Consider the following 12,946-nt stretch of genomic DNA (forward strand, 5'->3'; position numbering starts at 1 on the left):
TCACCAGCGCACTGGGTTTCACACGATAGAAGTGCCGCTGGCTGGCGGCCAGATTCCAAGATTGGCCGGTGTTACACTGCACGATGCCGCCCGCTTCACCTCTGCGGCCAACCAAGCCTTCGGCGCCCACTTCCTCAAACAATTCGAGGCGGCGGCTGACGAACTGACCGCGCTGTCCGAAGCGATAGCGCGCCTAGGCCAGCCCCGCCGCTACCCCGCCGCCTGCCTTCTCTCCCCCTTCCTCGCGCGCGCAACCACCGTAATGGAGTCATTACCAGAGACCATCCTTGACAGCGTGCTTTCAGAGGATCAGCAAACTGAGCTGCTGCCGGTTTCGCGGACACCGCGATAGGCTACGCTACCTCAGATTGTTTCTCGAAGTCGATGGGGCTGAGGTACCCCAAGGTCGAGTGCCGGCGCCTTGGATTATAGAATCGCTCGATATAGTCGAACACGTCGGCCTTGGCCTGGTCGCGCGTGCGATAGACCCTCCTGCCGATACGTTCGGTCTTGAGCGAGGAGAAGAAGCTCTCCATCGCGGCATTGTCCCAGACATTGCCCGAGCGGCTCATTGAACAGGTGACGCCGTTGTCGGCCATCAACCGCTGGAACTGCTCACTGGTATATTGGCCGCTCTGGTCCGAGTGATGCAGCAGGTCACCTTGTCTCGGCGGCCGGACCGAACGAGCTAGAGGCGCTCTAAATCACTCACAAGATTACGTGGTGATTACGTGGCGGGCTTCTAGTCGGTAAATTCTGCTTCCGTACTGGTGGTAAAGTCCGCGGAAAACCTAATGGCGCGCCCGGCAGGATTCGAACCTGCGACCCCAAGCTTAGAAGGCTCGTGCTCTATCCAGCTGAGCTACGGGCGCGCTGTCGCGTATGGCGACGCGCACGCGCATAGCGTGGATTGCGCGCGCGCGAAACCTCGATAGTGGCGCGCGCCGTGGCCATGGGGGACATCTGCGCGCCGAACACGACTTGGGCTGAAGCGGATGGCGCCCGGCTGCCGGGCCGGCAACCGGGGGCCATTCCGGCGCGTTCGGTTATTGCGCCAGATAGCCGCCGTCGATCACGAGCTCGGTGCCCGTGACATAGCTGGACTCGTCCGAGGCGAGGTAGAGTGCGCCATAGGCGATCTCGATCGGCTTTCCGCCACGCTTCATCGGGGTCGCTGCGATCACTGCGTCGTTGAGGTCCGGGCCTGCGCGTCGGTCAACGGGGTGTGGATGAAGCCCGGATGCACCGAGTTCACGCGGATGCCGTCGCCGACATAAGTCATCGCTGCTTCTTCGACATGTTGCGAACCGCGCCCTTGGCGGCGTGGTAGCTGTGCGCGCCCGCGACCGCGGCACTGCCCCAGATCGAAGAGATGTTGATGACCGATCCCGACTTCAGCGGCCGCATCACGCGCACCGCCTCGCGCATGCCTGGCACGTCCGCTATCGCAACGATCCCGCGCACCGCTGGCTGCGATCCCTGATCGCCGAGGTGGCGGGGGAGGTTTCGGCGTCCGGCCCGGTTTCACGCTGAGCTACTGGCGCGCTGTCGCGCCTGGCGACGCACACGCGTCTGGCGTGGATTGCATGGGCAAAAAACCTCGATAGTGTTGCGCACCATGAGCATGGGGGAAACGGGCGCGCCGAAAGCGGTTTCGGCACAGGCGGTTGCAGGCGGGCATTTCCGCTATTTCGACTTCGTCATGGCGGCGTTCGTCACCGTGCTGCTGCTCTCCAACCTGATCGGCGCGGCCAAGCTGTCGACGGTGGCGGGCTTCACCTTTGGCGCGGGCATCCTCTTCTTCCCGTTGGGCTATGTGATCGGCGATGTGCTGACCGAGGTCTATGGCTATGCGCGCGCTCGGCGCTGCGTCTGGGCGGGTTTCGGCGCGATGCTGTTCATGGCCGTGATGAGCTGGGTCGTCGTGTCGCTGCCGCCGGCCGAAGGGTGGAAGGGTCAGGCCGCCTATGAGGCGGTCTTCGGCGCGACCCCGCGGATCGTCTTCGCCTCGCTTCTCGCGTTCTGGGCGGGCGAATTCGCCAACAGCTTCGTGCTCGCGAAGATGAAGGTCTGGACCGAGGGCAGGCATTTGTGGACGCGCACGATCGGCTCGACGGTGGTGGGGCAGGGAGTCGACAGCCTGATCTTCTACCCGCTCGCCTTTCTGGGCGTGTGGGAAGACTGGCAGGTCGCGACGGTGATGGTCACCAACTGGGCCATGAAGGTCGGCTGGGAAGCGGTGCTGACGCCGGTGACCTATGCCGTGGTCGGCTGGCTCAAGCGCCGCGAGGGTGTGGATGTGTACGACCGCGGCACCGACTTCACGCCGTTCAGCGCGAAGGTGTAGGCGGGGCGCACTGTTCACTCCCCTCCCTTCCAGCGAGGGGCGCAAATTCCGCTTTTCACAACTTTGCGACATTCCCGGTCCGATCGCGACAAGCGTCCAGATCGACTGGAACGCGTTGCTTGCCCCCTTCTCAAAGGTCGTAAAGCAGATTGGCAACCGCGTTGGCACCCCACACGAAAGCGACAAAGAGTAGGATTTCAGCAAGGGCGATTGGGTAACGCCGTCGCCACCGCCATTCTCGACCGGCTGCTCCACCACAGCCATGTCATCACCATCCGCGGGGATAGCTATCAATTACGCGAAAAGCGTCGCAGTGGCCTTTTGCAAAAGGCCACTGCGACGCATGATTTGGAGAGTGCCTAACAACCCTGGGCGGACCAGTTTTGCGTGTCGCCCCCGGACCACTTCACGATGTCGCTTGATACAGAACGGAATGTTAGCTTTCCAGCCCCCCAACCGTCATCCCGCCCTTTCTTGAATGAATAATCGCTTTCAGTTGGCGGAAAAGACTCGATGTAGCGGCTGACATGTCGTCGGAAACTGCCGAAAAATCGCTGTCCACGCCCCTGTTCTGTCTGGCTGATCTGACAATCGACTCTTTGAAGGCGTGGAGTGCGGCCGCACTGATCGAGGAGGTTCCCCCTACACGCCGAACTTTCCTGACCTTCGTAGGAGATCGGAACTCAATCCGGCGCCGGGATCGGCGCCGGCTGGCGTTCGATCTTGGGCAACGTCTCGTCGATCAGCGCCCAGTGCGGCGCGGAATCGGTCCAGATCGTGGCGCCGGGCTTCGCGATCGCGGCATCGTCGAGCGTGCCGGCGCGAACGATGATGAGGTGCGGTCGGACCTCTGCCGCACTGAACAACGGGGTGCCGCAATCGGGGCAGAAGCGCCGGTGCATGACATTGCCGCTGTCGGCATGGCTCTCATAACCGCGCGTCTCGCCGGTGATCGTGATGCTGTCTGATGGGAAGATCACATTCACCGTCGCGTTGCCCGCCGCCAGATGCTGGCAGTCGCGGCACCAGCAGATGCGCGTCGCGATCGGTTCGGCCTCGATGCTGTAGCGGACGGCGCCGCAGAGGCAGCCGCCCGTGATGCTCATGCCGAAACGGCTTCGAGCACGCCCTCGAACAGGCGGCGGCCGTCAAGACCGCCATGCGCGGCTTCGATCATGCGTTCGGGGTGCGGCATCATGCCGAGCACATTGCCCTGCGCATTCAGGATGCCCGCGATGCCGCGTGCAGCGCCGTTGACTTCCTCGGCATAGCGGAAGGCGACGCGGCCTTCGCCCTCGAGCCAGTCGAGCGTCGCGTCGTCGGCGAAGAAATTACCGTCATGATGCGCGACGGGGATGCGGATTTCCTCATTCGCCTTGTAGCGGCTGGTGAAGATCGACTGGGTGTTCTCGACGGTCATCGCGACGTCGCGGCACACGAAGTTCAGCCCAGCGTTGCGCATCAGCGCGCCGGGCAGCAGCCCGGTCTCGGTCAGGATCTGGAAGCCGTTGCACACGCCGAACACGGGCACGCCGCGCTCGGCTTCGGCAACCACTGCGCGCATCACCGGGCTGCGCGCGGAAATCGCGCCCGAACGCAGATAGTCGCCATAGGAGAAGCCGCCGGGAATGCCGATGAAGCCGAGGCCGGAAGGCAGTTCGGTATCGGTGTGCCAGATCATGTCGGGCTTGCGCCCCGTGACCTGCTCGAGCGCCACCGCCAGGTCGCGGTCGCAGTTGGAACCGGGAAAGACGATGACGGCGGTCTTCATGGGCTCAGGCTCCGCGTTCGATGCGATAATTCTCGATGACGGTGTTGGCGAGGAGCTTCTTGCACATCTCCTCGATCTCGCCATCGGTGACGCTCTCGGCGAGATCCAGCTCGATCAGCTTGCCCGCGCGGACATCGTTGACGCCCGAAAAGCCGAGGCTCTCCAGCGCGTGGTGGATCGCCTTGCCCTGCGGGTCGAGCACGCCGCCCTTCAGTGTCACGAAAATGCGGGTCTTCATGGTTCGAGTCTCGCTGGATGGGATTTTGGCGGCTCTATGGCCTCGCTTGGCCGCGGGTTCAAGGATTCACTTTGGCGGGATCGGGGATGATGCGGATGCGCAGCGCCGCGGCGGGATCGAGCCAGCGGATCGCTGCCTGCCTGAGGTCGTCGGCTGAGATCGATTCATAGACCGGTCGGGCGACGCGAAACCGTTCGATCCATCGTGGCTCGGTCTGCGCCTCGTCGATCAGCGCGATCCAGTTCCCGTTTTCGCGACGGGCTTTGTCGATCCGCTCCAGAATGGGCTTCCGCGCGCGCAGCATCAGGTCCGCGCTGACGGGTTCGGTACGCAGACGATTTGCAATCGCGTCGACAGCTGACTCGACCCTGGCGATCTCTTCCATCGCGACATTGTTCGACGCGACGAGCTGGCCGAAACCCGGATAGATCGAGGATGTGCTCGAATAGGCGACGGGCGAATAGGTCGCGCCCAGCGTTTCGCGCAATTCCTCGGTCAGCATCAGCCCCATCACCGCCGAGAGCATCGACAGCGTCGCCTCGGTCCTGAAGTCGGAATTGTCGGTCGTCGGCCAATAGGCCATCGTCATCGCCTCATCGGGCTTGCCTTCGTGCAGCAGCACGACTGGCGTGCGGTCGGTCGGGAAGGACACGTGCCGCGCTTCGTCGAGCTGCGGCGGAGCCTCGTCGCGCATGGGCAGCGCGCCGAAGGTGCGTGCGACGACGTCGATCGCGGCCTGTTCGTCGATGTCCCCGACGATGCCGATCTCGATCGCGCCGCTGGCGAAGGCGCGCGCGGTCGCGGCCTTCAACTCGGCCATGTTGCGCTGCTGGAGTATGGCGAGCGGCGGCGTGCCGAAGCGGGGATCGCCGCTGGCGATGATTCTGGGGACGTCGCGGCCCGCGATCGCGCCGGGGGAGGCGTCGAGCGTATCATAGACGACGGGAATCCGGTTCTGCCACTGACGATCGCCATCCACGCGAAAGCCCGGAGCCATCATATAGGCCGCGAAGATCTGCATCTGGAGTTCGAGGTCGTCGGGCGTGGTGATCGTGGTCGTGCCGAAATATTCGTCGCTCGCCGCGAGCCCGAGCGCCACCGATCTCCCTGCGGTAATCGTCTGCAACTCGTCGAGGCTGTGCGCGACGAGCCCGCCCGACGCGAACGCGCCGTTCATGAACATGCGCAGGCCCGGTTTGTCCTTGCCGAATTCGAGAGCACCCCGGCCGATGCGCAGCGACACGCGGATCCGGTCCTGCTCGAAATCGGTCTTCCGGATGTTGAGCCGGACATTATTGGCGAAGCGGATCGTGCGGATGTCCAGATCCGCGATGCGATTGTCCGCGATCACGGCGCCGGCATTGCCGAAATCGCGATAGGCAAAGGCTGCCCGTTCGGCGTCCGCAACGGGGAGCACCTCGGTCGCGCGGCTTTCGTCATAGGTGGCAAGGATTGCGCCGGGCGCGTCGGTGATCGCCTTCTTGCCCGAGACATGGACCTGGGGATTGGCGCCCGACCATATTGCGCGAAAGGCGTTGTTGACCGCGTCGAGCGTGATCTGCGGCACAAAAGCGTTGAATTGCTCCAGCCGCCAGGCGGGCGTGGTCACGACGAGGTCGTCGTTGATCGCGCTCACCAGCGCGTCGGCCAGCGTGTCGCTGCGCCGCGTTGCGGCCTGACGCGCGCCATTCTCGAACCCGCGGCGCAGATTGGCCATCTGCTCGTCGAGCTCGGCCTGGGTGAAGCCATAGCTCAGCGCGCGGCGCAGTTCGCGATCCGCGACGGCCACCGCGCCCCGCCAGTCGTCACCCCTGGCGCTGATATCGATCGCGGCAAGCTCGGCGGCGCCGAACAGGGGCGCGTAACCCGCCGATCCGCCGAGGATCGGCGGATCTTCCTGCCGTGCGAGCTTGGAAAGGCGACGGCTGAGCACGGCATTGGCGAGCGTCTCGAGGATGGAGCGCTCGCGCTTCCTTGCGCTGTCCGGGCTGGTGTCGGCGGGCTTTGTCGCAAACAGCGAAACCGAGGTGGGCACATCGGGATCGCGGAAATAGGCGGTGCTCGTCGGGCGATCTGGATTGATCGTGCCGGTAACGGGTTCGGCCTCCTTCGGCCCGGCGGGCTGCCAGTCGGAAAAGCGTTCGCGGATGCTGGCCTCGATCAGGTCGGGTTCGATATCGCCCGTCACGATCAGCACGCTGCGGTCGGGGCGATAGAAACGCCGGTAAAGGTCGCGAATGCGCTCGGCGGGCGCGCTGCGGATGACCTCGGGCGTGCCGATCGGCATGCGCCGTGCGACCAGCGTACCGGGCAGTGCGAAGTCGAGGAAATGGGTCAGGCGGCGATAGGCGTACTGATCGCGCGCGCGTCGCTCCGACAGGATGATTCCGCGCTCGCGATCGACCGCCCTCGGGTCGATGCTGAGCTCGCTTGCGGTCTCGCGCATCAGCATCAGTCCGGTGTAGACGACATCGTCGCTGACCTGCGGCAGATCGAGCTTGTAGACGGTCTCGGTAAAGCTCGTGCTGGCGTTGGTGTCCGCGCCAAAGGCGAGGCCATGGCGTTCGAGGATCTTCACCATCTCGCCCTCGGGCACGTGCGTCGATCCGTTGAATGCCATATGCTCGAGGAAATGCGCGAGACCCTGCTGGTCTTCGGCCTCGGCCGTCGAACCCACGTCGAAGCGCATCCGGATCGAAGCTGAACCCAGCGGCGTCGCATTGCGGCGGATCGCATAACGCATGCCATTGGGCAGCAGGCCGTAACGCCATTCGGGGTCGCGCGGCACGTCGCTGCGGTCGAAACCCCAGGCGGTGCTGACCGGGTCGGCGGGCGCGGCAATCGCGGGGCGTACGATCGGGGCGGGGGATTGACAGGCCGAAAGCGCCAGCATGCTCGCGCTTCCAAGAAGAATCAGGATGTTACGGATCACCGAACGGTGTGCTCGATCTGCGTCATGGGACGCGCAGGAGCACCAAAGCGCAGCGAACTGTCAATGCCAAAGACCCGAAATCAGGTCAGATGACAGCAATCGAAATGCGGGCTGGTCACCCCGGATCCTGTCAATCGGCCGACCAGCCCTGCATCGCGGGAAAAGCCGGGAGCGCTGCAATGCGGTCGAGCCAGCGTGTGACGTTGGGCCGGGAGCCGAGTTCGATGCCGCCATCCGCGGCGAGCCCGATATAAGGGCTTGCCGCTATATCGGCGATCGTGAGTCTGCCTCCTTCCAGCCAGTCATGTGTTGCCAGATGCGCTTCGAGCAGCTTCAGCGCCTTGTCGGCAAAGGCCTGCGCCGTGGGCTCATGGATGTCTGCACCGAACAGCCTGCCCAGCCGCAGCATTGCTGGGCCGTTCGCGATCTCGTTTGCCGCAAAGGAGAGCCATTGCATGATCCGTGCGCGCTCAGCGGCGTCCCGTCCGTCCCATTCACCGGGGCGGTGGAGCGTAGCGAGATAGACGAGGATCGCCTGACTGTCGCGGATCACCACATCGACGTCGACCAGAACGGGTACTTGTCCCAATGGATTGATTGCGAGGAAGTCGGGCGTCTTGCGCTCGGGGGCTGGCACCGTGATCTCTTCGTGCGACAGGTTGAGAAACGAGAGCGCCATGCGAACTTTGTGCGCGTTGCCCGAAAGCGGTGAGGCGTAGAGCCGGATCATGACGCAAGCTTCTCCTTGAGTGTGCTGTTTTCGGCCTCGAGCGCGGCGATGCGCGCCTTCAGCGCCTCGACTGGTCCGGCCAGTTCGGCGACGGTGAAGCGCTGCGTGATATATTTCGCGCAGTTCCATTCGAGGCCCTCAACCGTGATCATGAAACCGCGCTCGGCCTGTGCCGGATAGCCCGGCGGCATGAGTGCGTCGACGAGCGCGGGGTTTTCCGCATGTTCGATGCTCACCGCGCGTCCCACCAGCTTCAGCCGCTGGCGGTTCGGATAGTCCATCAGGATCAGTGCGACGCGGTCGTCGCTGCGGAAATTGGCGGTGCTGATATATTGCCGGTTGCCGCTGAAGTCGGCGAAGGCGATGCGGTGTCTGTCGAGCACACGGAGAAAGCCGGGCGGCCCGCCACGGTGCTGGACATAGGGCCAGCCCGTTTCGGTGACGCTCGCCATATAGAATGTGTCGCGGCTCTCGATAAAGGCGCGCGCGGTGTCGTCGAGCGCGTCGGGAGCGGAACCGTCGCCTTCCATGCGTGCATAGCTCGCGCGCGAACCCTTCGCCTCCTGGATCTCCCTGACCCCCGGCGTGAACATCAGATGCTTGAAATTCTCGGCCATATCCACGCTCCCGCCGGTGATATGCGCCATTTCCATGGACATGATAATCGACTAGAACTGAAGTTCATTATTGCGAAAAGTGGAATTGTTTCTGGATCGGTTTCAATCGCTCGAGGCCTTTGTGGCTGTTGCCGACCATGGCGGCTTCGCGGCGGGCGCGCGTGCGAACCGAATGTCTCCCCCGGCTATGACGCGCGCAATCGCCGCGCTGGAGGCGCATCTGGGCGTCGCCCTGTTTCACCGGTCGACACGTGCGGTCTCCTTGACCGAGGAGGGGACGGCCTTTCTGTCTCGTGCACGCGCTATCCTTGCCGAGCTGCGCGACGCCGAACTCGTGGCGATGGGCGCGCAAGACACGCCGCAGGGCACGCTGATCGTCACCGCGCCCGTTGCGTTCGGGCAGCGCCATGTCGTCCCCGTCACCAATGCGCTGCTTGCGGCGCACCCGAGGCTGTCGGTTCGCCTGCTGCTGATCGATCGCAATGTCAGGATCGTGGAGGAAGGGATCGACGTCGCAGTCCGCATCGGCCCGCTCGCCGATTCAAGTCTGATCGCGCGCACGATCGGGGCGGTGACGCGCATCGCGGTCGCCAGTCCCGCCTATCTCGCCGAACATGGCACGCCCGCCGGTCCGCACGAGCTCAGGAATCATGCGCTGATCGGCGTCACCGCGGTCAATCCCGCGACCGAGTGGCGCTTCGGCGCGAAGCGCGAAATGGCGGTGGCGATCCGTCCGCGCATGCTCGTCAACACCAATGATGCCGCGATCCACGCGGCCGAAGCGGGGATCGGCATCGCCTATCAGCTCAGCTACCAGGTCGATGATGCCATCGCTGGGGGGCGGCTGTTCCCCCTGCTGGCCGATTTTTGCGTGACCGCGATTCCGGTGCACCTCGTCTTCGGCGCCAGCCGCGCGGGCACGCCCGCCGTGCGCGCCTTTGCCGACGCGATGCAGGCGCGCGCCGCCGAAGTCCTCGGCGCGCGCTGATATCCGGCCTTACTTCCCCCGCTTCTTGCGGTGCTTTTCGAGGTCGAGGACCGATGTGTCGGCCTCTTCGGGGAGCAGGCCCAGACGGCGCGCCACTTCCTGATAGGCCTCGACCTCGCCGCCGAGATCGCGACGGAAGCGGTCCTTGTCGAGCTTCTCATTGGTCGTCATGTCCCACAGACGGCAGCCGTCTGGACTGATCTCGTCGGCCAGGATGACGCGGGCATAGTCATTGTCCCAGATCCGGCCGAACTCGAGCTTGAAGTCGACCAGACGAATGCCGATGCCCGCGAACAGGCCCGACATGAAATCGTTCACGCGGATCGCCATGTCGGCGATGTCGTGCATCTCCTCCTGGCTGGCCCAGCCGAAGCAGGCGATGTGCTCGTCGGCGATCATCGGATCGCCAAGCGCATCGTCCTTGTAGTAATATTCGATGATCGTGCGCGGCAGCTGCGTGCCTTCCTCGATGCCGAGGCGCTTGGTCAGCGAGCCCGCGGCAACGTTGCGCACCACCACCTCGATCGGAACGATCTCGACCTGGCGGATCAGCTGCTCGCGCATGTTGAGCCGGCGGATGAAGTGCGTGGGGATGCCGATATTGCCGAGCAGCGTGAAGATGTGCTCGGAAATCCGGTTGTTGAGCACGCCCTTGCCGCTGATCGTACCCTTCTTCTGCGCGTTGAACGCGGTGGCGTCATCCTTGAAATACTGGATGAGCGTTCCGGGCTCAGGCCCCTCATAGAGGATCTTGGCCTTGCCCTCATAGATTTGGCGGCGGCGTGCCATCTACACATACCCCTGAAAGTCGATGCCCCGGCAGCGCATAAATAGGATGCGCATGCCGGGGCGGGAAGAGGGCTGCGCCTATAACCGAATCATTGGTCAGAGGCAATTGACGGACTCAGGCCACGCCCTCGACATCATCGTACGCGAAGCGTGCCATTTCGAAACGGCCGATATGATTATGCGGTCGCGATCACCGGATCCCGGAGACGCAAACTCTCAATCCGGCATCTGCCCGGACATCCGCCTGAATTCGTGCTATGATAACGATCCTGAATGCCCGGGAATGCCCCGGGAGGAGCAGCGACGTGCCGCGCGCATCGCATATTAGGCCCTGGCGCCACTTTGGCCATTGGCTGGCGATCCTGCTGGTCGCACTGGTCGTGACGATATGCGTGCCCGCCGCGGGCCAGCGCGGGCCGCCCGCGATCGTGCTGCATCTCGACGGCGCGATAGGTCCCGCCAGCGCCGATTATCTGTCGCGGGCGCTCGATCGGGCCGCGAAGCGCAGCGCGCCGCTGGTCGTCGTGCGCCTCGATACGCCGGGCGGGCTCGATACTTCGATGCGTGCGATGATCCGCGACATCCTGGCCTCTCCCGTGCCGGTCGCGACCTATGTCAGCCCGAGCGGCGCGCGTGCGGCAAGCGCGGGCACCTTCCTGCTCTATGCCAGTCACGTAGCGGCCATGGCGCCCGGCACCAATGTCGGAGCGGCGACGCCGGTGCAGATCGGCGGTGTTCCCGGCCCCGATCAGGGAACGGACAAGGACGCCCGGGACAAGGCTTCAACCCCGCGCAATCCGATGGACGCCAAAGCGGTCAACGATGCCGCCGCCTATATCCGCGCGCTCGCCGAATTACGGGGTCGCAATGTCGACTGGGCCGAAAAGGCGGTGCGCGAGGCCGCGAGCCTGTCGGCAAGCGCAGCGCTTCGCGAAGATGTGATTGATATCGAGGCGAAGAGCGTCGCCGACCTGCTGGCCCAGGCGCATGGCCGGATTGTGACGGTCGGCGGGAACCGCATCACGCTTGCCACGCGCGGACTTGGTGTCGAGGAAGTCCGGCCCGGCTGGCGCACCGAATTGCTGAGCGCGATCACCAACCCCAATGTCGCGCTGATCCTGATGATGGTGGGCATCTACGGTCTGATCTTCGAGTTCATGAGCCCCGGCTTTTTCGCGCCAGGCACGATCGGCGCGATCTGCCTGCTGACCGGGCTCTATGCGCTCGCGGCGCTTCCCGTGAACTTTGCGGGGCTCGCGCTGATCGCGCTCGGCATCGGGTTGCTGGTTGCGGAGATGTACGTCGCCTCCTTCGGCACGCTGGGGCTGGGCGGCGTCGTCGCGCTCATGCTCGGCGCGACGATCCTCGTTGATACCGACGTTCCCGAGTTCCGCGTGTCATGGTCGTCGATCGCGGGGATCACGGTCGCCAGCGTGGTCTTCATGCTCCTTGTTGCGCGCCTCGCGCTCGCCTCGCGCCGCGCACGCATCGTCAGCGGGCGCGAGGACATGGTCGGGGTGCGCGGCGTGGTCGAGGACTGGGGCGACCGTCAGGGCCATGTCTTCGTGCGCGGCGAGCGCTGGAACGCCGCCGGAGCCGCGCCGCTCGGCAAGGGCCAGGATGTCCGCGTCACCGCGCTCGAGGGGCTGACGCTCCATGTCGAGCCCGAACCGCCGCATGGAGGATAGAGCGATGATCCCGCAGATCGCCTTCTACCTGCCGCTGATAGTCCTCGCGATGCTGTTCCTCGCCTCGGCCATAAAGGTGCTGCGCGAATATGAGCGTGGCGTCGTCTTCACGCTTGGCCGCTTCACGGGGGTCAAGGGCCCCGGGTTGATCCTGCTCGTGCCGATGGTCCAGCAGATGGTGCGCACCGATCTGCGCGTGGTCGTGTTCGACGTGCCTCCGCAGGACGTCATCAGCCACGACAATGTCTCGGTGCGCGTCAATGCCGTGATCTATTTCCGCATCATCGATCCCGAAAAGGCGATCATCCAGGTCGAGGATTTTCTGGGCGCCACCAGCCAGCTTGCGCAGACGACGCTGCGCTCGGTGCTCGGCAAGCATGAACTCGACACGATGCTCGCCGAGCGCGACCGCCTGAACAACGATATTCAGGAGATCCTCGACGCGCGCACCGATCCCTGGGGGATCAAGGTTGCCAATGTCGAGATCAAGGATGTCGATATCAACGAGACCATGGTGCGCGCGATTGCAAGGCAGGCCGAGGCCGAGCGTGAGCGCCGTGCAAAGGTGATCAATGCGGAAGGCGAACAGCAGGCCGCCGCCAAGCTCCTCGAGGCAGCCGAGATCCTGTCGAAGCGCCCCGAGGCGATGCAACTCCGCTACCTCAGCAGCCTCAACGTGATTGCCGCCGAGAAGAATTCGACGATCGTCTTCCCGTTCCCGATCGAATTCGGACACTTCCTGAAGAATGCGGCGGGCAAGGCGGATGAGAGCTAGGGCGGCGCTCACGGCAGGCACCATCTCATGACGGTTGCACCGCCCGCGCATAGGAATTAGGCCGGTCGGCG

Annotated in this window: 14 protein-coding genes, 1 tRNA gene and 2 pseudogenes; 6 read left to right on the forward strand and 11 right to left on the reverse strand. The window is 64.3% G+C overall.

Features of this window, described 5'->3' with window-relative positions; genetic code table 11:
• Nucleotides 1–61 precede the first annotated feature (61 nt).
• Complete coding sequence (locus MKI88_RS05775; RefSeq protein ID WP_241630010.1) at nt 62–352, forward strand: hypothetical protein; 291 nt, start codon at nt 62–64, stop codon at nt 350–352.
• 1 nt (nt 353) lies between these two features.
• On the opposite strand, the pseudogene MKI88_RS05780 reads toward MKI88_RS05775, so the two are convergent.
• From MKI88_RS05780 to MKI88_RS21400, 4 genes and pseudogenes are all read right to left on the reverse strand, one after another.
• Nucleotides 354–659: pseudogene (locus MKI88_RS05780) on the reverse strand (IS3 family transposase); the annotation flags it as partial.
• A gap of 136 nt (nt 660–795) precedes the next feature.
• A tRNA-Arg gene (locus tag MKI88_RS05785) sits at nt 796–872 on the reverse strand.
• A gap of 174 nt (nt 873–1,046) precedes the next feature.
• On the reverse strand, nt 1,047–1,166 hold the full coding sequence (locus MKI88_RS21395) for an SDR family oxidoreductase (RefSeq protein ID WP_281063710.1): 120 nt from the start codon (nt 1,164–1,166) through the stop codon (nt 1,047–1,049).
• Between the two features lie 112 nt (nt 1,167–1,278).
• Nucleotides 1,279–1,464: an SDR family NAD(P)-dependent oxidoreductase gene (locus MKI88_RS21400; protein ID WP_281063711.1), complete on the reverse strand. Its 186-nt coding sequence runs from the start codon at nt 1,462–1,464 to the stop codon at nt 1,279–1,281.
• Nucleotides 1,465–1,624: 160 nt separating this feature from the next.
• Here MKI88_RS21400 and MKI88_RS05795 point away from each other — a divergent pair, with 160 nt between their 5' ends.
• Nucleotides 1,625–2,347, forward strand: coding sequence for a queuosine precursor transporter (locus MKI88_RS05795; protein ID WP_241630049.1), 723 nt, complete (start codon nt 1,625–1,627; stop codon nt 2,345–2,347).
• Between the two features lie 222 nt (nt 2,348–2,569).
• A pseudogene (locus tag MKI88_RS05800) lies at nt 2,570–2,710 on the forward strand (ATP-binding protein); the annotation flags it as partial.
• Nucleotides 2,711–3,030: 320 nt separating this feature from the next.
• Here MKI88_RS05800 and MKI88_RS05805 read toward each other — a convergent pair.
• From MKI88_RS05805 to MKI88_RS05830, 6 genes are all read right to left on the reverse strand, one after another.
• Entirely contained in the window at nt 3,031–3,453 is a 423-nt protein-coding gene (locus tag MKI88_RS05805) for a GFA family protein (RefSeq protein WP_241630011.1), read from the reverse strand.
• Nucleotides 3,450–4,118 (reverse strand): phosphoribosylformylglycinamidine synthase subunit PurQ, encoded by a 669-nt coding sequence (gene purQ, locus MKI88_RS05810; RefSeq protein ID WP_241630012.1) that lies wholly within the window; start codon nt 4,116–4,118, stop codon nt 3,450–3,452. The genes MKI88_RS05805 and purQ overlap by 4 nt, the downstream gene beginning before the upstream one ends.
• Before the next feature lie 4 nt (nt 4,119–4,122).
• Nucleotides 4,123–4,356, reverse strand: a complete 234-nt coding sequence (gene purS, locus MKI88_RS05815) for a phosphoribosylformylglycinamidine synthase subunit PurS (protein WP_241630013.1) — start codon at nt 4,354–4,356, stop codon at nt 4,123–4,125.
• Nucleotides 4,357–4,414: 58 nt separating this feature from the next.
• Entirely contained in the window at nt 4,415–7,249 is a 2,835-nt protein-coding gene (locus tag MKI88_RS05820) for a pitrilysin family protein (protein ID WP_241630014.1), read from the reverse strand.
• A gap of 169 nt (nt 7,250–7,418) precedes the next feature.
• Nucleotides 7,419–8,018 carry a glutathione S-transferase family protein gene (locus tag MKI88_RS05825; protein WP_241630015.1) on the reverse strand — a complete coding sequence of 200 codons (600 nt, stop codon included), beginning with the start codon at nt 8,016–8,018 and terminating at the stop codon, nt 7,419–7,421.
• Complete coding sequence (locus tag MKI88_RS05830; protein WP_241630016.1) at nt 8,015–8,635, reverse strand: pyridoxamine 5'-phosphate oxidase family protein; 621 nt, start codon at nt 8,633–8,635, stop codon at nt 8,015–8,017. Before MKI88_RS05830 ends, MKI88_RS05825 begins: the two co-directional genes overlap by 4 nt.
• 79 nt (nt 8,636–8,714) lie before the next feature.
• Between MKI88_RS05830 and MKI88_RS05835 the strand changes: the two genes are divergently transcribed.
• Nucleotides 8,715–9,623 (forward strand): LysR family transcriptional regulator, encoded by a 909-nt coding sequence (locus MKI88_RS05835; RefSeq protein ID WP_281063712.1) that lies wholly within the window; start codon nt 8,715–8,717, stop codon nt 9,621–9,623.
• Nucleotides 9,624–9,632: 9 nt separating this feature from the next.
• Here MKI88_RS05835 and purC read toward each other — a convergent pair whose 3' ends face one another.
• Complete coding sequence (gene purC, locus MKI88_RS05840) at nt 9,633–10,412, reverse strand: phosphoribosylaminoimidazolesuccinocarboxamide synthase (protein ID WP_119762039.1); 780 nt, start codon at nt 10,410–10,412, stop codon at nt 9,633–9,635.
• A 305-nt stretch (nt 10,413–10,717) separates the two neighbouring features.
• Between purC and MKI88_RS05845 the strand changes: the two genes are divergently transcribed.
• Both MKI88_RS05845 and MKI88_RS05850 read left to right on the forward strand, forming a co-directional pair.
• Nucleotides 10,718–12,100 carry a nodulation protein NfeD gene (locus tag MKI88_RS05845; protein WP_241630018.1) on the forward strand — a complete coding sequence of 461 codons (1,383 nt, stop codon included), beginning with the start codon at nt 10,718–10,720 and terminating at the stop codon, nt 12,098–12,100.
• Between the two features lie 4 nt (nt 12,101–12,104).
• On the forward strand, nt 12,105–12,875 hold the full coding sequence (locus tag MKI88_RS05850; RefSeq protein WP_241630019.1) for a slipin family protein: 771 nt from the start codon (nt 12,105–12,107) through the stop codon (nt 12,873–12,875).
• Nucleotides 12,876–12,946 lie beyond the last annotated feature (71 nt).

Source organism: Sphingomonas sp. LaA6.9 (assembly GCF_022601895.1).
GTDB lineage: Bacteria > Pseudomonadota > Alphaproteobacteria > Sphingomonadales > Sphingomonadaceae > Sphingobium_A.